35 protein-coding genes are annotated in these 23617 nt (G+C 57.5%); 34 read left to right on the plus strand and 1 reads right to left on the minus strand.

Annotated elements, in window-relative coordinates:
* Positions 1 to 208 precede the first annotated feature (208 nt).
* The 34 genes from rpsL to bfr all read left to right on the plus strand — a co-directional run bounded on the left by rpsL (position 209) and on the right by bfr (position 20628).
* Positions 209 to 580: a 30S ribosomal protein S12 gene (gene rpsL / locus BUQ73_RS00975; RefSeq protein WP_003255492.1), complete on the plus strand. Its 372-nt coding sequence runs from the start codon at positions 209 to 211 to the stop codon at positions 578 to 580.
* Between the two features lie 106 nt (positions 581 to 686).
* Complete coding sequence (rpsG, locus tag BUQ73_RS00980; protein ID WP_003246741.1) at positions 687 to 1157, plus strand: 30S ribosomal protein S7; 471 nt, start codon at positions 687 to 689, stop codon at positions 1155 to 1157.
* 30 nt (positions 1158 to 1187) lie between these two features.
* On the plus strand, positions 1188 to 3335 hold the full coding sequence (gene fusA / locus BUQ73_RS00985; protein WP_016392131.1) for an elongation factor G: 2148 nt from the start codon (positions 1188 to 1190) through the stop codon (positions 3333 to 3335).
* Between the two features lie 27 nt (positions 3336 to 3362).
* Complete coding sequence (gene tuf, locus BUQ73_RS00990) at positions 3363 to 4556, plus strand: elongation factor Tu (protein ID WP_010951775.1); 1194 nt, start codon at positions 3363 to 3365, stop codon at positions 4554 to 4556.
* Between the two features lie 142 nt (positions 4557 to 4698).
* A complete protein-coding gene (gene rpsJ / locus BUQ73_RS00995; protein WP_003186070.1) occupies positions 4699 to 5010 on the plus strand; it encodes a 30S ribosomal protein S10 in 312 nt (103 codons plus the stop codon).
* Positions 5011 to 5090: 80 nt separating this feature from the next.
* Entirely contained in the window at positions 5091 to 5726 is a 636-nt protein-coding gene (gene rplC / locus BUQ73_RS01000; RefSeq protein WP_027917847.1) for a 50S ribosomal protein L3, read from the plus strand.
* A gap of 12 nt (positions 5727 to 5738) precedes the next feature.
* A complete protein-coding gene (gene rplD / locus BUQ73_RS01005) occupies positions 5739 to 6341 on the plus strand; it encodes a 50S ribosomal protein L4 (RefSeq protein ID WP_027917846.1) in 603 nt (200 codons plus the stop codon).
* A complete protein-coding gene (gene rplW, locus BUQ73_RS01010; protein WP_003255484.1) occupies positions 6338 to 6637 on the plus strand; it encodes a 50S ribosomal protein L23 in 300 nt (99 codons plus the stop codon). Before rplD ends, rplW begins: the two co-directional genes overlap by 4 nt.
* 14 nt (positions 6638 to 6651) lie before the next feature.
* Entirely contained in the window at positions 6652 to 7476 is an 825-nt protein-coding gene (rplB, locus tag BUQ73_RS01015) for a 50S ribosomal protein L2 (protein WP_003255483.1), read from the plus strand.
* Positions 7477 to 7492: 16 nt separating this feature from the next.
* A complete protein-coding gene (rpsS, locus tag BUQ73_RS01020) occupies positions 7493 to 7768 on the plus strand; it encodes a 30S ribosomal protein S19 (protein WP_003255482.1) in 276 nt (91 codons plus the stop codon).
* Positions 7769 to 7779: 11 nt separating this feature from the next.
* The gene (rplV, locus tag BUQ73_RS01025) at positions 7780 to 8112 is read left to right on the plus strand and encodes a 50S ribosomal protein L22 (protein WP_003103908.1); all 333 of its coding nucleotides are present in this window, start codon (positions 7780 to 7782) and stop codon (positions 8110 to 8112) included.
* 13 nt (positions 8113 to 8125) lie between these two features.
* Positions 8126 to 8812 (plus strand): 30S ribosomal protein S3, encoded by a 687-nt coding sequence (gene rpsC, locus BUQ73_RS01030; RefSeq protein WP_003255481.1) that lies wholly within the window; start codon positions 8126 to 8128, stop codon positions 8810 to 8812.
* A 12-nt stretch (positions 8813 to 8824) separates the two neighbouring features.
* A complete protein-coding gene (gene rplP / locus BUQ73_RS01035) occupies positions 8825 to 9238 on the plus strand; it encodes a 50S ribosomal protein L16 (protein WP_003255479.1) in 414 nt (137 codons plus the stop codon).
* Positions 9238 to 9429, plus strand: a complete 192-nt coding sequence (gene rpmC / locus BUQ73_RS01040; protein ID WP_002555481.1) for a 50S ribosomal protein L29 — start codon at positions 9238 to 9240, stop codon at positions 9427 to 9429. Before rplP ends, rpmC begins: the two co-directional genes overlap by 1 nt.
* 2 nt (positions 9430 to 9431) lie before the next feature.
* Entirely contained in the window at positions 9432 to 9698 is a 267-nt protein-coding gene (rpsQ, locus tag BUQ73_RS01045; RefSeq protein ID WP_008089812.1) for a 30S ribosomal protein S17, read from the plus strand.
* Between the two features lie 23 nt (positions 9699 to 9721).
* Positions 9722 to 10090, plus strand: a complete 369-nt coding sequence (gene rplN / locus BUQ73_RS01050) for a 50S ribosomal protein L14 (RefSeq protein ID WP_008089810.1) — start codon at positions 9722 to 9724, stop codon at positions 10088 to 10090.
* Between the two features lie 11 nt (positions 10091 to 10101).
* Positions 10102 to 10416 (plus strand): 50S ribosomal protein L24, encoded by a 315-nt coding sequence (rplX, locus tag BUQ73_RS01055; protein WP_003255476.1) that lies wholly within the window; start codon positions 10102 to 10104, stop codon positions 10414 to 10416.
* A gap of 20 nt (positions 10417 to 10436) precedes the next feature.
* Complete coding sequence (rplE, locus tag BUQ73_RS01060; RefSeq protein WP_003255474.1) at positions 10437 to 10976, plus strand: 50S ribosomal protein L5; 540 nt, start codon at positions 10437 to 10439, stop codon at positions 10974 to 10976.
* Between the two features lie 13 nt (positions 10977 to 10989).
* A complete protein-coding gene (rpsN, locus tag BUQ73_RS01065) occupies positions 10990 to 11295 on the plus strand; it encodes a 30S ribosomal protein S14 (RefSeq protein WP_012316516.1) in 306 nt (101 codons plus the stop codon).
* A gap of 209 nt (positions 11296 to 11504) precedes the next feature.
* Complete coding sequence (rpsH, locus tag BUQ73_RS01070; protein WP_019097628.1) at positions 11505 to 11897, plus strand: 30S ribosomal protein S8; 393 nt, start codon at positions 11505 to 11507, stop codon at positions 11895 to 11897.
* Positions 11898 to 11909: 12 nt separating this feature from the next.
* Complete coding sequence (gene rplF / locus BUQ73_RS01075) at positions 11910 to 12443, plus strand: 50S ribosomal protein L6 (protein WP_079226345.1); 534 nt, start codon at positions 11910 to 11912, stop codon at positions 12441 to 12443.
* A 10-nt stretch (positions 12444 to 12453) separates the two neighbouring features.
* On the plus strand, positions 12454 to 12804 hold the full coding sequence (gene rplR, locus BUQ73_RS01080; protein WP_003255467.1) for a 50S ribosomal protein L18: 351 nt from the start codon (positions 12454 to 12456) through the stop codon (positions 12802 to 12804).
* A 3-nt stretch (positions 12805 to 12807) separates the two neighbouring features.
* Positions 12808 to 13308, plus strand: a complete 501-nt coding sequence (rpsE, locus tag BUQ73_RS01085) for a 30S ribosomal protein S5 (protein WP_003255465.1) — start codon at positions 12808 to 12810, stop codon at positions 13306 to 13308.
* A gap of 2 nt (positions 13309 to 13310) precedes the next feature.
* Entirely contained in the window at positions 13311 to 13487 is a 177-nt protein-coding gene (rpmD, locus tag BUQ73_RS01090) for a 50S ribosomal protein L30 (RefSeq protein WP_003255463.1), read from the plus strand.
* A 3-nt stretch (positions 13488 to 13490) separates the two neighbouring features.
* Positions 13491 to 13925, plus strand: coding sequence for a 50S ribosomal protein L15 (gene rplO / locus BUQ73_RS01095; protein WP_079226346.1), 435 nt, complete (start codon positions 13491 to 13493; stop codon positions 13923 to 13925).
* The gene (secY, locus tag BUQ73_RS01100; RefSeq protein WP_016393394.1) at positions 13926 to 15257 is read left to right on the plus strand and encodes a preprotein translocase subunit SecY; all 1332 of its coding nucleotides are present in this window, start codon (positions 13926 to 13928) and stop codon (positions 15255 to 15257) included.
* Between the two features lie 28 nt (positions 15258 to 15285).
* Positions 15286 to 15402, plus strand: coding sequence for a 50S ribosomal protein L36 (gene rpmJ, locus BUQ73_RS01105; RefSeq protein ID WP_002555468.1), 117 nt, complete (start codon positions 15286 to 15288; stop codon positions 15400 to 15402).
* Positions 15403 to 15533: 131 nt separating this feature from the next.
* Positions 15534 to 15890 (plus strand): 30S ribosomal protein S13, encoded by a 357-nt coding sequence (gene rpsM, locus BUQ73_RS01110; protein WP_003255457.1) that lies wholly within the window; start codon positions 15534 to 15536, stop codon positions 15888 to 15890.
* A gap of 18 nt (positions 15891 to 15908) precedes the next feature.
* On the plus strand, positions 15909 to 16298 hold the full coding sequence (rpsK, locus tag BUQ73_RS01115; RefSeq protein ID WP_003255454.1) for a 30S ribosomal protein S11: 390 nt from the start codon (positions 15909 to 15911) through the stop codon (positions 16296 to 16298).
* A 15-nt stretch (positions 16299 to 16313) separates the two neighbouring features.
* Entirely contained in the window at positions 16314 to 16934 is a 621-nt protein-coding gene (gene rpsD / locus BUQ73_RS01120; protein WP_079226347.1) for a 30S ribosomal protein S4, read from the plus strand.
* 22 nt (positions 16935 to 16956) lie between these two features.
* A complete protein-coding gene (locus BUQ73_RS01125) occupies positions 16957 to 17958 on the plus strand; it encodes a DNA-directed RNA polymerase subunit alpha (protein ID WP_003255452.1) in 1002 nt (333 codons plus the stop codon).
* 42 nt (positions 17959 to 18000) lie between these two features.
* Positions 18001 to 18387: a 50S ribosomal protein L17 gene (gene rplQ / locus BUQ73_RS01130; RefSeq protein ID WP_003255451.1), complete on the plus strand. Its 387-nt coding sequence runs from the start codon at positions 18001 to 18003 to the stop codon at positions 18385 to 18387.
* A 172-nt stretch (positions 18388 to 18559) separates the two neighbouring features.
* Positions 18560 to 19999, plus strand: coding sequence for a catalase (locus BUQ73_RS01135; RefSeq protein WP_079226348.1), 1440 nt, complete (start codon positions 18560 to 18562; stop codon positions 19997 to 19999).
* 164 nt (positions 20000 to 20163) lie between these two features.
* Positions 20164 to 20628 carry a bacterioferritin gene (gene bfr, locus BUQ73_RS01140; protein WP_003257116.1) on the plus strand — a complete coding sequence of 155 codons (465 nt, stop codon included), beginning with the start codon at positions 20164 to 20166 and terminating at the stop codon, positions 20626 to 20628.
* Positions 20629 to 20700: 72 nt separating this feature from the next.
* Here bfr and uvrA read toward each other — a convergent pair whose 3' ends face one another.
* Positions 20701 to 23535 carry an excinuclease ABC subunit UvrA gene (gene uvrA, locus BUQ73_RS01145; RefSeq protein WP_079226349.1) on the minus strand — a complete coding sequence of 945 codons (2835 nt, stop codon included), beginning with the start codon at positions 23533 to 23535 and terminating at the stop codon, positions 20701 to 20703.
* Positions 23536 to 23617 lie beyond the last annotated feature (82 nt).

Here is a 23617-nt window from a genome sequence, read left to right on the forward strand (position 1 = left end):
CAGGGCAGGGCCCCGGCAAGCCTCGAACGACCCTCGGCGACATAAAATGTTGCCGATGATCGGGCGAGGAGGGCCGGGGCCTCGTCTTGACTGGGTGCAAGATCCTCCGTAGACTTTTGTACCCTTAAATTTGGTGAGGCTCCGTCTCGCCAATTTTTGGCTTTCTTGCAAGACAATAGAGTCGCAAGACAATCAGTGGAGCTAGTAGATGGCAACTATCAACCAGCTGGTACGTCAGCCGCGTAAGCGTTCGGTCGAGAAGTCCGACGTTCCTGCGCTGCAGAACTGCCCGCAGCGTCGTGGCGTGTGCACCCGTGTGTACACCACCACGCCGAAAAAACCTAACTCGGCACTGCGTAAAGTATGCCGTGTGCGTCTGACCAACGGTTTCGAGGTTTCCTCGTACATCGGTGGTGAAGGCCACAACCTGCAAGAGCACAGCGTCGTCCTGATTCGTGGCGGCCGTGTAAAAGACTTGCCAGGTGTTCGTTACCACACCGTTCGCGGCTCTCTGGATACTTCGGGCGTTAAAGGCCGTAACCAGGGTCGTTCGAAATACGGTACCAAGCGTCCGAAGTAATCGGCCGTTTGCAGACATCCATTTTTTTGAGTCGATAAGAGTAAGGTCGGGCAGGGGTCGAAGACCCACGTCCCGGGCTAACCTGAAGACCGTTTGAGGGCTTATCATGCCAAGACGTCGTGTAGCAGCAAAACGTGAGATCCTTGACGATCCGAAGTACGGATCCCAGATCCTCGCCAAGTTCATGAACCACGTGATGGAAAGCGGCAAGAAGGCCGTAGCCGAGCGCATCGTTTACGGTGCTCTGGATACCGTCAAAGCACGCAAGAACAGCGACCCCCTGGAAATCTTCGAGAAAGCTCTCGACGCCATCGCTCCGCTGGTCGAAGTAAAGTCCCGCCGTGTCGGCGGTGCCACTTACCAGGTTCCGGTTGAAGTTCGTCCATCCCGTCGTAACGCTCTGGCAATGCGCTGGCTCGTAGACTACGCCCGCAAGCGCGGCGAGAAGTCGATGGCTCTGCGCCTGGCCGGCGAACTGCTGGATGCTGCCGAAGGCAAAGGTGCTGCAGTCAAGAAGCGTGAAGACGTGCACCGTATGGCTGAAGCCAACAAAGCGTTCTCGCACTACCGCTTCTAATTCAAGCATCAATCATTTTGCGAGGGCTTTATGGCTCGTACTACAGCAATTAACCGCTACCGTAACATCGGTATCTGTGCCCACGTTGACGCGGGCAAGACTACCACTACCGAGCGGATCCTGTTTTACACAGGTCTGAGCCACAAGATGGGCGAGGTGCATGACGGCGCCGCGACCACCGACTGGATGGTGCAGGAGCAGGAGCGCGGTATCACCATTACCTCCGCTGCCGTTACCACCTTCTGGAAAGGTTCCCGTGGTCAGTACGACAACTACCGCGTAAACGTCATCGATACCCCCGGCCACGTTGACTTCACCATTGAAGTAGAGCGTTCGCTGCGTGTACTCGACGGCGCGGTCGTTGTATTCTGCGGTACCTCCGGTGTTGAGCCTCAGTCCGAAACCGTATGGCGTCAGGCCAACAAGTACGGCGTTCCACGTGTTGTCTACGTGAACAAGATGGACCGTGCTGGTGCCAACTTCCTGCGCGTTGTTGGTCAGATCAAGAACCGTCTGGGTCACACCCCGGTTCCGGTCCAGCTGGCTATCGGTGCAGAAGATGACTTCCAGGGTCAGGTTGACCTGATCAAGATGAAAGCCATCTACTGGAACGATGACGACAAAGGCACTACCTATCGCGAGGAAGAAATTCCTGCCGATATGTTGGACCTGGCTGAAGAGTGGCGCAGCAACATGGTCGAGGCTGCTGCCGAGGCCAACGAAGAGCTGATGAACAAGTACCTTGAAGAAGGTGACCTGTCCGTCGAAGACATCAAGGCTGGTCTGCGCGCCCGTACCCTGGCGAGCGAGATCGTTCCTGCTGTCTGTGGTTCCTCGTTCAAGAACAAGGGCGTTCCCCTGGTTCTCGACGCCGTTATCGACTTCCTGCCTGCTCCGACCGAAATCCCGGCGATCAAGGGTATCCACCCTGACCTGATCGACGTGCCGAAGGATGAAGTCACTCCAGAGCAGTACGACGAGCGTCCTGCTGACGACAACGAGCCGTTCTCGGCCTTGGCGTTCAAGATTGCCACCGACCCGTTCGTGGGTACTCTGACCTTCGTCCGCGTCTACTCGGGCTTCCTGACCTCCGGTGACTCCGTCATCAACTCGGTCAAGGGCAAGAAAGAGCGCGTTGGTCGTATGGTGCAGATGCACGCCAACCAGCGTGAAGAGATCAAAGAAGTACGCGCTGGCGACATCGCTGCTCTGATCGGCATGAAGGACGTCACCACTGGTGACACCCTGTGCAACGCCGACAAGCCGATCATCCTCGAGCGTATGGACTTCCCTGAGCCGGTTATTTCGCTCTCCGTAGAGCCGAAAACCAAGGCTGACCAGGAGAAGATGGGTATCGCTCTGGGCAAGCTGGCCCAGGAAGACCCGTCGTTCCGCGTCAAGACCGACGAAGAAACCGGCCAGACCATCATCTCCGGTATGGGTGAGCTGCACCTGGACATCCTCGTTGACCGCATGAAGCGCGAGTTCAACGTCGAGTGCAACGTCGGCAAGCCGCAGGTTTCGTACCGCGAGAAGATCACCAAGTCCAACGTCGAGATCGAAGGCAAGTTCGTTCGTCAGTCGGGTGGTCGTGGTCAGTTCGGTCACTGCTGGATCCGTTTCTCGGAGCCGGACGTGGACGAGAAGGGCAACATCACCGAAGGTCTGGTGTTCACCAACGAAGTCGTTGGTGGTGTGATTCCTAAGGAATTCATCGCCCCGATCCAGAAGGGTATCGAAGAGCAGATGAAGAACGGCGTTGTTGCCGGCTATCCGCTGCTGGGCCTGAAGGCTACGGTATTCGACGGTTCGTACCACGACGTCGACTCCAACGAAATGGCGTTCAAGATCGCCGCTTCGATGGCGACCAAGCAACTGGCCCAGAAGGGCGGTGGCGTGGTGCTTGAGCCGATCATGAAGGTCGAAGTTGTAACCCCGGAAGACTACCTGGGTGACGTGATGGGTGACCTGAGCCGTCGTCGCGGGATGATCCAGGGTAATGAAGACTCGGTGTCCGGCAAGGTAATCACTGCTGAGGTACCGCTCGGAGAGATGTTCGGTTACGCAACCGACGTTCGTTCCATGTCTCAGGGTCGCGCAAGCTACTCCATGGAATTCTCCAAATACGCCGAAGCTCCGTCGAACATCGTCGAAGCACTCGTTAAAAAACAAGGCTAATCCCCTTTAGGCAAGAGGTTCACTGTCGTGGCTAAAGAAAAATTTGATCGTTCCCTTCCCCACGTTAACGTCGGCACCATCGGCCACGTTGACCACGGTAAGACCACTCTGACCGCAGCTCTGACTCGCGTCTGCTCCGAAGTTTTCGGTTCGGCAGTCGTTGAGTTCGACAAGATCGACTCGGCTCCGGAAGAAAAAGCGCGCGGTATCACCATCAACACCGCTCACGTCGAGTACAACTCGAACATTCGTCACTACGCTCACGTTGACTGCCCAGGTCACGCTGACTACGTGAAGAACATGATCACCGGTGCTGCCCAGATGGACGGCGCGATCCTGGTTTGCTCGGCCGCCGATGGTCCGATGCCACAAACCCGTGAGCACATCCTGCTGTCCCGTCAGGTTGGCGTTCCGTACATCGTGGTCTTCCTGAACAAGGCTGACCTGGTAGACGACGCTGAGCTGCTGGAACTGGTCGAGATGGAAGTTCGCGACCTGCTGTCCACCTACGACTTCCCAGGCGACGATACTCCGATCATCATCGGTTCGGCTCGTATGGCTCTGGAAGGCAAAGACGACAACGAAATGGGCACTACCGCTGTCAAGAAGCTGGTAGAAACTCTGGATGCCTACATCCCTGAGCCAGTTCGTGCCATCGACCAGCCATTCCTGATGCCAATCGAAGACGTATTCTCGATCTCGGGTCGTGGTACCGTTGTTACCGGTCGTATCGAGCGTGGTATCGTCCGCGTTCAGGATCCGCTGGAAATCGTTGGTCTGCGTGACACCACCACCACCACCTGCACCGGTGTTGAGATGTTCCGCAAGCTGCTGGACGAAGGCCGTGCTGGCGAGAACTGCGGCGTTTTGCTGCGTGGTACCAAGCGTGACGACGTTGAGCGTGGCCAGGTTCTGGTCAAGCCAGGTTCGGTCAAGCCGCACACCAAGTTCACCGCAGAAGTCTACGTTCTGTCGAAAGAAGAAGGCGGCCGTCACACTCCGTTCTTCAAAGGCTACCGTCCTCAGTTCTACTTCCGTACCACTGACGTGACCGGTAACTGCGAACTGCCGGAAGGCGTTGAAATGGTAATGCCAGGTGACAACATTCAGATGACTGTTACCCTGATCAAGACCATCGCAATGGAAGACGGTCTGCGCTTCGCTATCCGTGAAGGCGGTCGTACCGTCGGCGCCGGCGTCGTAGCCAAAATCATCGAGTAATCACTCGACCGATTGAAAAAAACCCCCGCTCAGCGGGGGTTTTTTTTATTGGGTTGACACTAAATGGGGGCGTCTATAGAATCACGCCTCCTTTTAGCGGGCGTAGTGCGTCCGTTGGGAACAGCCTGGAGTCTGAAATCCAATGCAAAATCAGCAAATCCGTATCAGGTTGAAGGCTTTCGACCATCGCCTGATCGACCAATCCACCCAGGAAATCGTGGAAACCGCGAAACGTACTGGTGCACAAGTGCGTGGTCCAATTCCACTGCCTACCCGCAAAGAGCGTTTCACCGTTCTGGTCTCCCCGCACGTCAACAAAGACGCGCGTGACCAGTACGAGATTCGCACTCATAAGCGTGTTCTGGACATCGTCCAGCCAACGGATAAAACCGTTGACGCGCTGATGAAGCTTGATCTGGCGGCAGGTGTGGAAGTACAGATCAGCCTCGGCTAAGACTTCGGTCTAGTCGTGTAACGCTCTGAAATGGGCGGCCATAGCGGGTGAAAGCCCCGTACACTCATGAGGTTTACAACATGACTATTGGTGTAATCGGTCGCAAGTGCGGTATGACCCGCATTTTCACCGAAGAAGGTGTCTCCATTCCGGTCACGGTCATTGAGATCGAGCCGAATCGTGTCACCCAGTTCAAAACTGAAGAAACCGATGGCTACCGTGCAGTGCAAGTCACTGTCGGCGAGCGTCGTGCTTCGCGTGTGACTGCCGCTCAGGCAGGCCACTTCGCCAAGGCCAACGTTGCCGCTGGTCGCGGTGTCTGGGAGTTCCGTCTTGAAGAAGGCGAGTTCCAGGCTGGCGACTCGATCAAAGCTGAACTCTTCACTGCAGGCCAGCTGGTTGACGTTACTGGTCAGTCCAAAGGTAAAGGCTTCGCCGGTACCATCAAGCGCTGGAACTTCCGTGGCCAGGACAACACCCACGGTAACTCCGTGTCGCACCGTGTCCCAGGTTCCATCGGCCAGTGCCAGACTCCTGGTCGTGTGTTCAAGGGCAAGAAAATGTCCGGTCACATGGGCGCCGAGCGCGTGACTGTTCAGTCCCTGGAAGTAGTTCGCGTAGACGCTGAGCGCAACCTGCTGCTCGTCAAGGGTGCCGTTCCTGGCGCTACTGGCGGCGACGTGGTTGTACGTCCAGCTGTCAAGGCTCGCGGTTAAGGGGATACTGACATGCAACTTAATGTAAATGACGCTCAGGCGATCGAAGTTTCCGAACTGGCTTTCGGTGGCGAATTCAACGAGACGCTGGTACACCAAGCAGTCGTGGCCTACATGGCCGGCGGCCGTCAGGGCACCAAGCAGCAGAAGACCCGTTCCGACGTGGCTGGTGGCGGTAAGCGCCCATGGCGTCAGAAGGGTACTGGCCGTGCTCGTGCTGGTACCACCCGTGGTCCGATCTGGCGTGGCGGTGGTGTAACCTTCGCAGCTCGTCCTCAAGATCACTCGCAGAAGCTCAACAAGAAGATGTACCGCGCAGCTCTGCGCTCCATCCTCGCTGAGCTGGTGCGTAGCGACCGTCTGGTCGTGGTTCAGGACTTCGCTGTTGAAGCGCCGAAAACCAAAGATCTGCTGAACAAGCTGAACGGCATGGGTCTGAACGACGTACTGATCGTTTCCGACGCTGTTGATCAGAACCTGTACCTGGCTGCTCGCAACCTGCCGCACGTCGATGTACGTGACGTTCAAGGTTCCGACCCGGTCAGTCTGATCGCATACGAGAAGGTGTTGATCACCGTCTCGGCCGTGAAGAAATTCGAGGAGCTGCTGGGATGAACCAGGAACGCGTATTCAAAGTCCTCCTTGGCCCGCACGTTTCCGAGAAGGCTACCGTTCTGGCTGAGAAAAAAGGCCAGTTCGTATTCAAGGTTGCTACCGATGCAACCAAGCTGGAAATCAAGAAAGCTGTCGAAGGCCTGTTCAACGTAAAAGTTGAAAACGTGTCGACTGTTAACGTTCTGGGTAAAACCAAGCGTACCGCACGTGGTCTGGGCAAGCGTAATGACTGGAAGAAGGCGATCGTCTCCCTTCAGCCAGGCCAAGATCTCGATTTCAGCAGCAGTGCTGAGTAAGGAAGGGGTGCATCATGGCAATCGTTAAATGCAAACCGACTTCCCCTGGCCGCCGTTTCGTGGTCAAGGTGGTCAACAAGGAGCTGCACAAAGGCGCTCCTCACGCACCGCTGATCGAGAAAAAATCGAAGTCTGGTGGTCGTAACAACAATGGCCGCATTACCACTCGTCACGTTGGTGGTGGTCACAAGCAGCATTACCGTCTGGTCGACTTCCGTCGCAACGACAAAGATGGCATTCCAGCCACTGTCGAGCGTATCGAATACGACCCGAACCGTACTGCTCACATCGCCCTGCTGTGCTACGCAGACGGTGAGCGTCGCTACATCATCGCCCCTAAAGGCGTGAGCGCTGGCGACCAGCTGATCGCAGGTGCACTGGCCCCAATCAAGGCCGGTAACTCCCTGCAGCTGCGCAACATTCCAGTAGGTAGCACCATTCACGGCATCGAACTGAAGCCGGGTAAAGGTGCTCAGATCGCACGTTCCGCTGGTGCTTCGGCTCAGCTGATCGCTCGCGAAGGTGTCTACGTGACCCTGCGTCTGCGCTCTGGTGAAATGCGTAAAGTCCTGGCTGAGTGCCGTGCGACCCTGGGCGAAGTCTCGAACTCCGAGCACAGCCTGCGTTCGCTGGGTAAAGCTGGTGCCAAACGCTGGCGCGGCGTTCGCCCAACCGTTCGTGGTGTTGCCATGAACCCGGTTGACCACCCACATGGTGGTGGTGAAGGTCGTACCTCCGGTGGTCGTCATCCGGTATCGCCATGGGGCTTCCCAACCAAGGGTGCGAAGACCCGCGGTAATAAGCGTACCGACAACATGATCGTCCGTCGTCGCAAGTAACTAGAGGGATACGACAGTGCCACGTTCTCTGAAAAAAGGTCCTTTTATCGATCTTCACCTGTTGAAGAAGGTCGAAGTGGCGGTGGAGAAGAACGATCGCAAGCCAGTTAAAACCTGGTCGCGCCGTTCGATGATCCTGCCACAAATGGTCGGTCTGACCATCGCGGTACACAACGGTCGCCAACACGTCCCAGTTCTCGTGAACGAAGACATGGTCGGCCACAAACTGGGCGAGTTCGCCGGTACCCGCACCTATCGCGGGCACGTGGCTGACAAGAAAGCCAAGCGTTAAGGGGTAAGGAAATGGAAGTAGCCGCTAAGTTGTCGGGCGCTCGCATCTCCGCCCAGAAAGCCCGCTTGGTCGCCGACCAGATCCGCGGGAAGAAGGTGGGCGAAGCGCTCAACCTGTTGGCCTTCAGCAGCAAAAAAGCCGCTGAAATCATGAAGAAAGTCCTCGAGTCGGCCGTTGCCAACGCCGAACACAACGAAGGCGCTGACGTTGATGACCTGAAGGTCTCCACCGTCTTCGTCAACGAAGGGCGTTCGCTGAAGCGCATCATGCCACGTGCCAAAGGCCGTGCTGATCGCATCGTCAAGCGGTCTTGCCATATCACTGTCAAGGTTGCGGACAAGTAACGGAGTCGATCAGATGGGTCAGAAAGTACATCCCACTGGCATTCGCCTGGGAATCGTCAAGGAGCACACCTCCGTCTGGTACGCAGACGGTGCTACTTACGCAGATTACCTGTTGAAGGATCTGAAAACGCGTGAGTACCTCCAAGACAAACTAAAAAGCGCGTCCGTAAGCCGTATCGATATTCATCGTCCGGCTCAAACTGCACGCATCACCATCCACACCGCTCGTCCAGGTATCGTTATCGGGAAGAAAGGTGAAGATGTCGAGAAGCTGCGTCAGGACCTGACCAAGCAGATGGGTGTGCCTGTGCACATCAACATCGAAGAGATCCGCAAGCCGGAACTCGACGCTATGCTGGTTGCGCAGAGCGTAGCTCAGCAGCTGGAACGCCGCGTAATGTTCCGTCGCGCCATGAAGCGCGCCGTACAGAACGCCATGCGTATTGGTGCCAAGGGCATCAAGATCCAGGTGAGCGGTCGTCTCGGCGGTGCTGAGATTGCTCGTACCGAGTGGTATCGCGAAGGTCGTGTGCCTCTGCACACCCTGCGTGCCGATATCGACTACAACACCTACGAAGCTCACACCACTTACGGTGTGATCGGTGTGAAGGTTTGGATCTTCAAAGGCGAAGTTATTGGTGGTCGCCAAGAAGAACTGAAACCACAAGCACCAGCGCCTCGTAAAAAAGCTGCTAAGTAAGGGGTACGCCAAATGTTGCAACCAAAGCGTACAAAATTCCGCAAGCAGATGACTGGCCACAACCGTGGTCTGGCACTGCGCGGTAGCAAAGTCAGCTTCGGCGAATTCGCCCTGAAAGCTGTTGCTCGCGGTCGCCTCACCGCTCGCCAGATCGAGTCCGCACGTCGTGCGCTGACCCGTCACGTTAAGCGTGGCGGTAAGATCTGGATCCGTGTGTTCCCGGACAAGCCGATCTCCAAGAAGCCTCTCGAGGTTCGTATGGGTAAAGGTAAGGGCTCCGTGGAATACTGGGTTGCCCAGATCCAGCCAGGTAAAGTCCTGTACGAGATCGAGGGTGTTTCTGAAGAGCTGGCGCGCGAAGCTTTCGCCCTGGCTGCTGCAAAGCTGCCTCTCGCCACCTCCTTTGTTAAGCGGACGGTGATGTGATGAAAGCGAATGAACTTCGTGAAAAATCTGCACAGCAACTGAATGAGCAACTGCTCGGCTTGCTGCGCGACCAGTTCAATCTGCGTATGCAGAAAGCAACTGGCCAGTTGGGGCAGTCGCACCTGCTCTCGCAAGTTAAGCGTGACATCGCTCGCGTGAAAACTGTGCTTAACCAGCAGGCAGGTAAGTGATCATGGCTGAAGCTGAAAAAACCGTCCGTACGCTGACTGGCCGTGTCGTCAGCGACAAAATGGACAAGACCATCACCGTTCTGATCGAGCGTCGCGTAAAGCACCCGATCTACGGTAAATACGTTAAGCGTTCGACTAAGCTGCACGCGCACGACGAATCCAACCAGTGCAAAATCGGCGACAAGGTTTCCATCCGTGAAACCCGTCCGCTGGCCAAGACTAAGTCCTGGGCACTGGTTGAAGTCCTCGAACGCGCTGTTGAAGTCTAAGGGCTAGGGGTCGGAGAAATTTTATGATTCAGACTCAATCCATGCTCGATGTGGCCGATAACAGCGGCGCTCGTCGCGTCATGTGCATCAAGGTGCTCGGCGGCTCGCACCGCCGTTACGCCGGCATCGGTGACATCATCAAAGTAACCGTCAAGGAAGCAATTCCGCGCGGTAAGGTCAAAAAAGGCCAGGTGATGACTGCTGTTGTCGTCCGTACCCGTCACGGTGTACGTCGCGCTGACGGTTCCATCATTCGTTTCGACGGCAACGCTGCTGTTCTGCTGAACACCAAGCAAGAGCCGATCGGCACTCGCATCTTCGGGCCAGTGACCCGTGAACTTCGTACTGAGAAGTTCATGAAGATCGTCTCGCTCGCCCCTGAAGTGCTGTAAGGAGATCCGACATGCAAAAGATTCGTCGTGACGACGAGATCATCGTGATCGCCGGCAAAGACAAAGGTAAGCGCGGTAAGGTGCTGAAGGTTCTGGCTGATGACCGTCTGGTCATCGGTGGTGTGAACCTGGTCAAGCGTCATACCAAGCCTAACCCGATGGCGGGCGTTCAGGGCGGTATCGTCGAAAAAGAAGCGCCTCTGCACGCTTCCAACGTTGCCATCTTCAACGGCGAAACCAACAAGGCTGACCGCGTTGGTTTCAAAGTAGAAGACGGTAAGAAAATTCGTGTCTTCAAGTCGACCCAAAAAGCGGTTGATGCTTGAACACTGCTAGGTAGAAGACCATGGCACGACTGAAAGAGATTTACCGGAACGAAATCGCTCCTAAGCTTAAGGAAGAACTTAAGCTGTCGAACGTGATGGAAGTTCCGCGCGTTACCAAGATCACCCTGAACATGGGTCTGGGCGAAGCGATCGGCGACAAGAAAGTCATCGAGCACGCTGTTGCCGACCTGGAAAAGATCACCGGTCAAAAGCCGGTCGTGACTTTCGCTCGTAAATCCATCGCGGGCTTCAAAGTCCGTGAAGGATGGCCGATCGGCGTCAAGGTGACCCTGCGTAGCGACAAGATGTACGAATTCCTGGACCGCCTGCTGGCGATCTCCCTGCCTCGGGTACGCGACTTCCGCGGCCTGAATGCCAAGTCCTTCGATGGCCGCGGCAACTACAGCATGGGCGTGAAAGAGCAGATCATCTTCCCGGAAATCGATTACGACAAGATCGATGCTCTGCGCGGTTTGGACATCACCCTGACCACCACTGCTCGTTCGGATGACGAAGGCCGCGCTCTGCTGCGTGCATTCAAATTCCCGTTCCGCAACTGATTGGAGTAGGAAAATGGCCAAGAAGAGCATGAAAAACCGCGAGCTGAAGCGTCAGCTCACGGTAGCCAAGTTCGCCAAAAAGCGTGCTGAGCTGAAAGCGACCATCGTCAACCTGAACGCCTCTCCAGAAGAGCGTTTCGCTGCCGTTGTCGCTCTGCAGAAGCAGCCACGTGATGCCAGCGCTGCGCGTCTGCGCAACCGTTGCCGCCTGACCGGTCGTCCTCACGGTGTATACCGTAAGTTCGGCCTGGGCCGTAACATGCTGCGTCAAGCTGCAATGCGCGGCGACGTACCAGGTCTGGTCAAAGCCTCCTGGTAATCGCTGCAGGTGTGATCCTGGCGGAAGGGGAGCAATCTTCCGACCGCCGGTGATCTCGCCAACAAACAAGCCCCCTCGTGGGGCTTGTTTCGTTTCTGCCTTGTGTCTAGAATGACCGGCTCACCCGAGCCTGGGTTTTTTACCCTGCCCGTTCGGGTGGTTGTGATAGCCGCAAGGCTAATATTTCTTGTATCAGGAGCATCTAGCCCATGAGTATGCAGGACCCGTTAGCGGACATGCTAACTCGCATCCGTAATGCCCAGATGGCTGAAAAGTCCGTCGTAAGCATGCCTTCCTCCACTCTGAAGGTTGCGGTTGCCAAAGTTCTTAAGGACGAAGGTTACATCGCTGGCTACCAGGTTACTGGTGAAGCCAAGCCTTCCCTGTCGATCGAACTGAAGTACTTCGAAGGCCGTCCGGTCATCGAGGAACTGAAGCGCTCCAGCCGTCCAGGCCTGCGCCAGTACAAGTCCGTCACTGAACTGCCGAAAGTACGTGGCGGTCTGGGCGTGTCTATTGTCTCCACCAACAAAGGTGTGATGACTGATCGCGCTGCGCGCGCTGCCGGTGTCGGCGGCGAAGTTCTCTGCACAGTGTTCTAAGGGGGGATAGACATGTCTCGCGTCGCTAAGAACCCCGTTAAGCTGCCATCTGGTGTCGAAGTCAAATTCGCCGGCCAGCAGCTTTCGGTGAAGGGTGCCAAAGGCACTCTCGAACTGAACGTTCACTCGTCTGTTGAAGTTACCGAAGAGTCTGGTGAGCTGCGTTTCGTCGCTCGCAATGGTGACCAGCAAGCTCGCGCCATGGCCGGTACTACCCGCGCTCTGGTCAACAACATGGTCCAAGGCGTAAGCCAAGGCTTCGAGCGCAAGCTCCAGCTGGTCGGTGTTGGTTACAAGGCACAGGCCAAAGGCCCCGTCCTGAACCTGGCCCTGGGCTTCTCTCACCCAGTGGACTACGAACTGCCAGCCGGTATCACCGCTGAAACTCCTAGCCAGACCGACATCCTGATCAAGGGTATCGACAAGCAGCTGGTAGGTCAGGTGGCCGCTGAAATCCGCGGGTTCCGTCCGCCGGAGCCTTACAAAGGCAAGGGTGTGCGTTACGCGGACGAAGTAGTCCGTCGTAAAGAAGCCAAGAAGAAGTAGGGCCTAGCAAATGACCGACAAAAAAGTTATTCGACTGCGTCGCGCTCGCAAAGCACGTCTCAAGATGCACGAACTCGAAGTCGTGCGCCTGTGCGTGTTCCGCTCCTCGCAGCACATCTATGCCCAGGTCATTTCGGCCGACGGCAGCAAGGTTCTGGCAAGCGCCTCGACCTTGGACAAAGACCTGCGTGATGGCGCCACTGGCAACATCGACGCGGCCACTAAGGTTGGCAAGCTGGTAGCTGAGCGTGCGAAAGCCGCCGGTGTATCTCAAGTTGCCTTTGACCGTTCCGGCTTCAAGTACCATGGCCGCGTCAAAGCGCTGGCTGATGCTGCTCGTGAAGGCGGGCTGGAGTTCTAAGTTATGGCAAATAACGATCAAAAGCGCGACGAAGGCTACATCGAGAAGCTGGTTCAAGTTAACCGCGTAGCCAAAACCGTTAAAGGCGGCCGTATCTTCACCTTCACCGCGTTGACCGTGGTAGGTGATGGCAAGGGTCGCGTTGGTTTCGGCCGTGGCAAATCGCGCGAAGTACCTGCTGCGATCCAGAAAGCCATGGAAGCTGCTCGTCGCAACATGATCCAGGTTGACCTGAAGGGCACCACCCTGCAGTACGCCACCAAGGCTGCCCACGGCGCCTCGAAGGTTTACATGCAGCCTGCCTCGGAAGGTACCGGTATCATCGCCGGCGGCGCTATGCGTGCCGTCCTGGAAGTTGCTGGTGTTCAGAACGTCCTGGCCAAGTGCTACGGTTCGACCAACCCAGTGAACGTGGTTTACGCCACCTTCAAGGGTCTGAAAGCCATGCAATCTCCTGAGTCCATTGCTGCCAAGCGCGGCAAGAGCGTTGAGGAGATCTTCTAATCATGGCAACCGTTAAAGTAACGCTGATCAAGAGCGTCTCGGGCCGCCTGCCTAACCACAAACTGTGCGTTAAAGGTCTGGGTCTGCGTCGCATCGGTCACACTGTAGAAGTCCAGGATACTCCCGAGAACCGCGGGATGATCAACAAGGCTTACTACATGCTGAAGGTCGAGGGTTAATCGATGAAACTCAATGATCTGAGTCCAGCGCCGGGTTCCCGTCGCGAGAAGCATCGTCCAGGTCGTGGTATCGGTAGCGGTCTGGGTAAGACTGGCGGCCGTGGCCACAAAGGTCAGACCTCCCGTTCGGGTGGTTCGATCGCTCCTGGCTTCGAAGGCGGTCAACAGCCGCTGCACCGTCGTTTGCCGAAGTTCGGCTTCGTTTCCCTGAAAGCCATGGACCGCGCTGAAGTGCGTCTGTCCGAACTGGCCAAAGTGGAAGGCGACGTGATCTCCGTGCAGTCCCTGAAGGATGCCAACGTGATCAACCAGCACATTCAGCGTGTGAAAATCATGCTGTCTGGCGAAGTTAGTCGCGCAGTCACCATCAAGGGCATCGCAGCCACCAAGGGTGCGCGTGCGGCTATCGAAGCAGCTGGCGGCAAATTCGAGGAATAAATGGCTAAGCAAGGTGCTCTCTCTTCGCTCGGTAAGGGCGGGATGTCGGAACTCTGGGCTCGTCTGCGCTTTCTGTTCATGGCGATCATCGTCTATCGGATAGGTGCGCATATCCCGGTTCCTGGCATCAATCCAGACCGTCTGGCGGATCTGTTTCGGCAGAATGAGGGGACCATTCTTAGCTTGTTCAACATGTTTTCCGGTGGCGCGCTTGAGCGCATGAGCATCTTTGCACTGGGGATCATGCCGTACATCTCGGCATCGATCATCATGCAGTTGATGACGGCGGTCAGCCCGCAACTGGAGCAGTTGAAGAAGGAAGGTGAAGCTGGCCGTCGCAAGATCAGCCAGTACACCCGCTACGGCACCGTTATCCTGGCACTGGTTCAAGCCATTGGCATGTCCATTGGCCTGGCCAACCAGGGCGTGGCGTTTTCTGTGGGCCTCGGCTTCTATGTCGTTGCTGTCTCCACCTTCGTGGCAGGCGCGATGTTCATGATGTGGCTGGGTGAGCAGATCACCGAGCGCGGTGTGGGCAACGGTATCTCGATGTTGATCTTCGCAGGTATCGTTGCCGGTCTTCCGAGAGCAATCGGGCAGTCTTTCGAGTCTGCACGCACAGGCGATATCAACATTTTCGCCCTGGTCGCAATCGGTTTGCTTGCAGTAGCGATCATCGGTTTCGTGGTGTTCATTGAGCGTGGTCAGCGTCGTATCGCCGTTCACTACGCCAAGCGTCAGCAGGGCCGCAAGGTCTTCGCGGCGCAGACCAGCCACTTGCCGCTGAAGGTGAACATGGCGGGGGTTATCCCGGCCATTTTCGCGAGCAGCATTCTGCTGTTCCCGGCTTCGCTGGGTGCCTGGTTCGGTCAGTCCGAAGGTATGGGCTGGCTGCAGGACATCTCGCAGTCGATCGCTCCTGGTCAGCCGTTGAACATTCTGCTGTTTAGTGCAGGGATCATTTTCTTCTGCTTCTTCTACACAGCGTTGATGTTCAACCCGAAAGACGTAGCGGAAAACCTGAAGAAGTCCGGTGCCTTTATTCCGGGTATCCGTCCTGGTGAGCAGTCCGCACGCTACATTGATGGCGTTCTGACTCGTCTGACCATGTTCGGTGCTCTTTACATGATGGCCGTCTGCCTTCTGCCCCAGTTCCTGGTGGTGGCAGCAAATGTGCCGTTCTACCTTGGCGGGACCTCGTTGCTGATTGTGGTAGTGGTTGTGATGGACTTCATGTCCCAAGTACAATCGCACCTCGTTTCGCACCAGTACGAATCCCTGATGAAGAAAGCCAACCTGAAAGGCTACGGTGGCAGCGGTCTGCTGCGCTGATACGCCCCTAAGGTTCGAGGAGTCGGTAATGAAAGTTCGTGCATCGGTGAAAAAGCTGTGCCGTAACTGCAAGATCATCCGTCGCGAAGGCGTCGTACGAGTGATCTGCAGCGCGGAACCGCGTCACAAACAGCGCCAAGGCTGAGTGTGATCTGCGTTTCAAACCCAGCAGCTAGTGTGCTGCTGGGTTGATTATTCGTTTCTACAGCGATATTATCTCGCGCCCTATTTCTTGGCTTCCGGGGCGTAGGTAGCTGTCAATTGGAGTCCCACTGAATGGCCCGTATTGCAGGCGTCAACATTCCAGATAACAAGCATACTGTTATCTCGCTGACCTACATCTATGGTGTCGGTCGCACAACTGCACAGAAGATCTGTGCAGACGCTGGTGTAAACCCAGCCGCTAAGATCAAGGATCTGAGCGACGAGCAAATCGAAACCCTGCGTGGCGAAGTCGCGAAGTTCACCACCGAAGGTGACCTGCGTCGTGACATCAACATGAAGATCAAACGCTTGATGGACCTGGGTTGCTACCGCGGCCTGCGTCATCGTAAAGGTCTGCCGGTTCGCGGTCAGCGCACCAAGACCAACGCACGCACCCGTAAGGGCCCGCGTAAGCCGATCCGCAAGTAATCGCCCAGGAATATAGACATGGCAAAACCTGCTGCTCGTCCTCGTAAGAAAGTCAAAAAGACAGTGGTTGATGGCATCGCCCACATCCACGCTTCTTTCAACAACACCATCGTGACCATCACCGATCGTCAGGGCAACGCATTGTCCTGGGCTACTTCCGGTGGTTCGGGTTTCCGTGGTTCGCGCAAATCCACCCCGTTCGCAGCCCAGATTGCTGCAGAGCGTGCTGGTCAAGCTGCGCTGGAATATGGTCTGAAGAACCTCGACGTCAACGTCAAGGGTCCAGGTCCAGGTCGTGAATCCGCCGTTCGTGCTTTGAACAGCTGCGGCTACAAGATCGCCAGCATCACCGACGTGACGCCAATCCCGCACAACGGGTGCCGTCCGCCGAAGAAGCGTCGCGTGTAATCAGGAGACAGAAGAATGGCACGTTACATTGGTCCAAAATGCAAACTGTCTCGTCGTGAAGGCACCGACCTGTTCCTGAAGAGCGGCGTTCGCGCTCTGGAATCGAAGTGCAACATCGAAGCAGCCCCAGGTATCCACGGCCAGCGCCGTGGCCGTCAGTCCGACTACGGTACCCAGCTGCGCGAGAAACAAAAAGTCCGTCGTATCTACGGTGTTCTGGAGCGTCAGTTCCGCGGTTACTACCAAGCTGCTGCCTCGAAAAAAGGCGCAACCGGTGAGAACCTGCTGCAACTGCTCGAGTGCCGTCTGGATAACGTCGTTTACCGTATGGGCTTCGGCTCGACTCGTTCCGAGTCCCGTCAGCTGGTTTCGCACAAAGCGATCAGCGTCAACGGTAAGACTGTAAACATTCCATCCTACCAAGTTCGTCCGGGTGACGTGGTCGCGGTTCGCGAGAAATCGCTGAGCCAGCTGCGCATTGTTCAAGCCCTTGAACTGTGCGCCCAGCGTGGCCGCGTTGAGTGGGTAGACGTTGATACTGCCAAGAAGTCGGGCGTTTTCAAGAACGTTCCAGCTCGTGGCGACCTGTCTGCCGACATCAACGAAAACCTGATTGTCGAGCTCTACTCCAAGTAAGGGCTAGAAAATAGGTGCATCCATGCAGATTTCGGTAAATGAGTTCCTGACTCCCCGCCATATTGATGTGCAGGTAGTCAGTCCGACCCGCGCCAAGATTACGCTCGAGCCTCTCGAGCGTGGTTTCGGCCATACCCTGGGCAACGCGCTGCGCCGCATCCTGTTGTCCTCCATGCCTGGCTGTGCAGTAGTCGAGGCCGAGATCGATGGCGTACTCCACGAGTACTCCGCGATCGAAGGTGTTCAGGAAGACGTAATTGAAATCCTGTTGAACCTGAAAGGCCTGGCTATCAAACTGCACGGTCGTGACGAAGTTACGCTGACCTTGTCGAAAAAGGGTTCGGGGGTGGTTACCGCTGCCGATATTCAGCTGGATCACGATGTCGAGATCGTCAACCCCGATCACGTAATCGCGAACCTGGCGTCCAACGGCGCCCTGAACATGAAGCTCACCGTAGCTCGTGGTCGTGGTTACGAGCCGGCTGACTCCCGTCAAACCGACGAAGACGAAAGCCGTAGCATTGGCCGTCTGCAGCTGGACGCTTCGTTCAGCCCGGTGCGTCGTATCGCCTATGTGGTCGAGAACGCCCGTGTTGAACAGCGTACCAACCTGGACAAGCTGGTCATTGATCTGGAAACCAACGGCACCCTGGATCCTGAAGAGGCTATCCGCCGCGCTGCGACCATCCTGCAACAGCAGCTGGCCGCGTTCGTCGACCTCAAGGGTGACAGTGAGCCTGTCGTAGTCGAGCAGGAAGACGAGATCGATCCGATCCTGCTGCGCCCGGTTGACGACCTGGAACTGACTGTACGTTCGGCCAACTGCCTCAAGGCGGAGAACATCTACTACATCGGCGACCTGATTCAGCGTACCGAAGTAGAGCTGTTGAAGACTCCTAACCTGGGCAAGAAGTCCCTGACTGAAATCAAGGACGTCCTGGCCTCTCGTGGTCTGTCTCTCGGCATGCGCCTCGACAACTGGCCGCCTGCAAGTCTTAAGAAAGACGACAAGGCGACCGCCTGATCGTCGTAATCACCGAACGTAGTGTTTGGTAAGGAATGAATCATGCGTCATCGTAAAAGTGGACGTCACCTGAGCCGTACCAGCTCTCACCGCAAGGCTATGTTCCAGAACATGGCAGTGTCGTTGATCGAGCACGAGCTGATCAAAACCACCCTGCCGAAAGCCAAGGAACTGCGCCGCGTTGCCGAGCCGCTGATCACCCTGGCCAAGGAAGACAGCGTTGCTAACCGTCGTCTGGCCTTCGACCGTACCCGTTCGAAGTCCGCTGTTGGCAAACTGTTCAACGACCTGGGCAAGCGTTACGCCACCCGTCAGGGCGGCTACCTGCGCATCCTGAAGTGCGGTTTCCGCGCTGGCGACAACGCGCCTATGGCGTACGTCGAGCTGGTTGATCGTCCGGTCGGCGGTGCTGTAGAAGCTGCTGAGTAAGACGTTCTGTCTGCTACAAAGAACCGGGCCTAGTGCCCGGTTTTTTGTGCCTGCAGATATTGTTAATTTCTATTGATACAAGTCATGTAATGAATTTGTTCTGAGTCGACCGCTCGTCGATACTCCTTATCAAGCCGTTTAGCCGGCACTTGAAGACCGATAAGGAGAGCCCATGAGCAAGATTCTCACCACCGCAAGCGGTGCACCTGTAGCCGACAACCAGAATTCCCGCTCCGCCGGCCCACGCGGCCCGCTGCTGCTCGATGACTTCCATCTGATCGAGAAGCTCGCCCACTTCAACCGTGAAAACATTCCTGAGCGCCGTGTGCACGCCAAAGGTTCGGGCGCCTACGGTACTTTCATCGTCACCCGCGATATCACCTCGTACACCAGCGCCAAGCTGTTCGAGCAGATCGGCAAACAGACAGAGACATTCCTGCGCTTCTCGACGGTCGGCGGCGAGCGTGGCTCGGCGGATACCGAGCGCGACCCACGTGGCTTTGCGGTGAAGTTCTACACCGAGGAAGGCAACTGGGACATCGTTGGCAACAACACGCCAGTGTTCTTCATCCGCGACCCGCTCAAGTTCCCCGATTTTATCCACACCCAGAAGCGTCACCCGCAAACCAATTTGAAGAACGCGCAGATGATGTGGGACTTCTGGTCGCACTCGCCTGAGGCCCTGCACCAGGTCACCATTCTGTTCTCCGACCGGGGTATCCCGGACGGTTACCGGCACATGCATGGTTTCGGTAGCCACACCTACAGCTTGATCAACACCCAAGGTGAGCGCACCTGGGTTAAATGGCACTTCAAGACGCAGCAAGGCATCAAGAACCTGGCGCCGGCTGACGCAGCACGCCTGGCCGGGACCGACCCGGACTACGCCCAGCGTGACCTGTTTGAAGCCATCGAGCGTGGCGACTTCCCACGCTGGACCGTATGCATCCAGGTGATGAGCGAGGCCGAGGCGGCCAACCGCGCTGAGAACCCGTTCGACGTGACCAAGACCTGGTCGCAGAAGGACTATCCGCTGATCGAAGTGGGTGTGCTGGAGCTCAACCGCAACCCGCTCAACTACTTCGCCGAAGTGGAACAGGCCGCGTTCGGCCCCAGCAATATGGTCCCGGGTGTCGGCCTGTCGCCAGATCGCATGCTGCAGGGCCGCGTATTCGCTTACGCCGATGCACACCGCTACCGTGTGGGCACCAACCACCAGCAACTGCCGGTGAACGCCCCGCGTAGCCCGGTGAACAGCTACCAGCGTGACGGTTCGATGGCCATGGGCAGCTACGGCAGTGCGCCGAACTACGAGCCCAATAGCTACGCAGGCGCGCCGAAACAGTCGCCACGCCACGCCGAGCCTGCATTGGCCCTGAACGGTGCCGCAGATCGACACGAGCACCGCGAGGATAACGACTACTACAGCCACGCCGGCGCGCTGTTCCGCTTGATGAGCGACGAACAGAAGGCACTGCTGATCAGCAATATCGCTGGAACCATGGCGGGCGTGAGCGAGGACGTGGTCCAGCGTCAGTTGCAGTACTTCTTCAAGGCCGACCCGGCCTACGGTGAAGGCATCGCCAAGGCATTGGGCGTGAATCTCGCCTAAGTCGAAGTGATAAGAAGAACCGCCCTCATTTGGGCGGTTTTTCAATGAATATCACTACTGTTTAACCGATTTTTTGCTTCTAATTGCGCACTTTTCAGTGACCGCGCGCAAAAGCTGGTTCACACTATGTGCATCAAGCCGTTTTCACAGGGAGAATCAGGGCGATGCAAGGTCACCCGGACGTAATCAACTACCTCGTCACGTTGCTGAAGGGCGAACTGGCCGCACGCGACCAGTATTTCATCCACTCGCGCATGTACGAAGACTGGGGCTTGTCCAAGCTCTACGAGCGTATCAACCACGAGATGGAAGAAGAAACGCAGCACGCCGATGCCCTGATGCGCCGTATCCTGATGCTCGAAGGCACTCCCGACATGCGCGCGGACGATCTGGAAGTTGGCAGCACCGTGCCGGAAATGATCGAGGCCGACCTCAAGCTTGAGTACAAGGTGCGTGGCGCACTGTGCAAAGGCATCGAGCTGTGCGAACTGCACAAGGACTACATCAGCCGCGACATCCTGCGCGCGCAGCTGGCAGACACCGAAGAAGATCACACCTACTGGCTGGAAAAGCAGCAGGGTCTGATCAAGGCCATTGGCCTGGAGAACTACCTGCAGTCGCAGATGTAAGTTATCCACAGCTTCATGAAAAAGCCCCTGGCACCAACGGTACCAGGGGCTTTTTCATGCCAGTGACAACACTCAGGCCCGGTCACGCTCCAGCAGTGGCTTGAGGTAATGCCCGGTATACGACTGTTTCATCTTGCTCAGTTCTTCCGGAGTACCACAGGCGATGATCTGCCCGCCCTTGGAACCGCCTTCCGGTCCAAGGTCCACCAACCAGTCTGCCGTCTTGATCACATCCAGGTTGTGTTCGATCACCACCACGGTGTTGCCGTGGTCACGCAGGCGATGCAGTACGTCCAGCAGTTGCTGGATATCGGCAAAGTGCAGGCCGGTGGTCGGTTCGTCGAGAATGTACAAGGTCTTGCCGGTGTCGCGCTTGGACAACTCACGGGACAGCTTCACCCGCTGCGCCTCGCCACCGGACAAGGTGGTCGCCGACTGCCCCAGCTTGATGTACGACAGGCCCACGTCCATCAACGTCTGTAGCTTGCGCGCCAGCGCCGGCACTGCATCGAAGAATTCCCGGGCATCCTCGATGGTCATTTCCAGCACCTCGTGGATGTTCTTGCCCTTGTACTTGATCTCCAGGGTTTCGCGGTTATAGCGCTTGCTCTTGCACACGTCGCAGGGCACGTAGATGTCCGGCAGGAAGTGCATCTCTACCTTGATCAAGCCGTCGCCCTGGCAGGCCTCGCAGCGGCCGCCTTTGACGTTGAACGAGAAACGCCCCGGGCCGTAGCCGCGCGACCGGGATTCCGGCACGCCGGAGAACAGCTCGCGGATCGGTGTGAAGATGCCGGTGTAGGTCGCCGGGTTCGAGCGCGGGGTACGGCCGATCGGGCTCTGGTCGATATCCACCACCTTGTCCAGGTGCTGCAGGCCGTCCATGCTGCTGTGCGGCGCGGCTTCCAGGCTGCTCGCGCCGTTGAGGGCGGTGGCGGCGAGGGGGAACAGGGTGTTGTTGATCAGCGTCGACTTGCCCGAGCCAGACACGCCGGTGACACAAGTCAGCAGGCCGATCGGCACTTCCAGGTCGACGTTCTGCAGGTTGTTGCCACGCGCGCCCTTGAGCTTAAGCTGCAGCTTCTTGTTGCGCGGTGTGCGCTTGGCCGGTACGGCGATCTTCTTGCGCCCGGACAGGTACTTGCCGGTCAGTGAGTCAGGGTGGTCCATGACCTCCTGCGGTGAGCCCTCGGCGACGATCTGGCCGCCGTGCACACCCGCACCCGGGCCGATGTCGACCACGTAGTCGGCCAGGCGGATGGCGTCCTCGTCGTGCTCCACCACGATCACGGTATTGCCCAGGTCGCGCAGGTGATTGAGGGTGGCCAGCAAACGGTCGTTGTCGCGTTGATGAAGACCGATGGACGGTTCATCGAGGATGTACATCACCCCGACCAGGCCGGCGCCGATCTGGCTGGCCAGGCGGATACGCTGGGCTTCACCCCCGGACAGCGTATCGGCACTGCGGTCCAGGGTCAGGTAGTCGAGGCCGACGTTGACCAGGAACTGCAGGCGCTCACAGATTTCCTTGAGGATTTTCGCCGCGATTTCGCCGCGCCGGCCGGTCAGGGTCAGTTCGCCGAAGTAGTTGCTGGCTTCGCCAATCGGCAGGTTGGTCACCGCCGGCAGGGTCTTCTCGCCAACCCACACGTGGCGGGCTTCGCGGCGCAGGCGGGTGCCGCGGCAATCCGGGCAGGGCTGGGTGCCGAGGAACTTGGCCAGCTCTTCACGCACGGTGGCCGACTCGGTCTCGCGGTAGCGGCGTTCCAGGTTCGGCACGATGCCTTCGAACGGGTGCGAGCGCTTGACGATGTCACCGCGATCATTGAGGTATTTGAAGTCGACGCTCTGCTTGCCGCTACCCTGCAGGATGACCTTCTGGTGCTCGGCCGACAGTTCGCCGAACGGCTCTTCCAGGCTGAAGCCGTAATGCGCGGCCAGCGAGCTGAGCATCTGGAAGTAGTACACATTGCGCCGATCCCAGCCGCGAATCGCGCCTTCGGCCAGAGTCAGCTCGCTGTTGACCAGGCGCTTGGTGTCGAAGAACTGCTTGACCCCCAGGCCGTCGCAGGTCGGGCAGGCACCGGCCGGGTTGTTGAAGGAGAACAGCTTCGGCTCCAGCTCACTGATCGCATGGCCGCAAACCGGGCAGGCGAAGCGTGCCGAGAAGATCATCTCTTCGCCGGGCTCGTCATCCATTGGCGCCACCAGGGCAATACCGTCTGCCAGCTTCAGTGCGGTCTCGAACGACTCGGCCAGGCGCTGCTGGAGGTCGGCGCGGACCTTGAAACGGTCCACTACCACATCGATGCTGTGCTTCTTCTGTTTGTCCAGCTTGGGCAGTTCGTCGAGCTCATAGAGCTTGCCGTTGACCCGCGCGCGGACGAAGCCCTGGGCGCGCAGTTCATCGAACACCGCCAGGTGCTCACCCTTGCGCTCGCGCACCACCGGCGCCAGCAACATCAGCTTGCTGCCTTCCGGGCGCTCCAGCACCAGGTCGACCATCTGGCTGATCGTTTGCGCCTCCAGCGGAATGTCGTGGTCCGGGCAGCGCGGCGTACCGACGCGGGCATACAGCAGGCGCAGGTAGTCGTAGATCTCGGTGATGGTGCCGACGGTCGAACGCGGGTTGTGCGAGGTCGACTTCTGTTCGATGGAAATGGCCGGCGATAGCCCTTCAATGGTGTCGACGTCAGGCTTTTCCATCATCGACAGGAACTGCCGGGCATAGGCTGACAGCGACTCCACGTAGCGGCGCTGGCCTTCGGCATACAGGGTGTCGAACGCCAGGGACGACTTGCCGGATCCGGACAGGCCGGTGATCACGATCAGCTTGTCCCGCGGCAGAGTCAGGTCGATGTTCTTCAGGTTGTGGGTTCGAGCCCCACGAATCAGGATCTTGTCCACTGCGGCCTCGCTCGGCGGGCATAAACAAGGAAGTATACGGCGCGCTGCCAGTACGCGGCAAAGCGTCGCGTAGATGCCGTCA

The organism is Pseudomonas putida (assembly GCF_002025705.1).
Lineage (GTDB): Bacteria > Pseudomonadota > Gammaproteobacteria > Pseudomonadales > Pseudomonadaceae > Aquipseudomonas > Aquipseudomonas putida_J.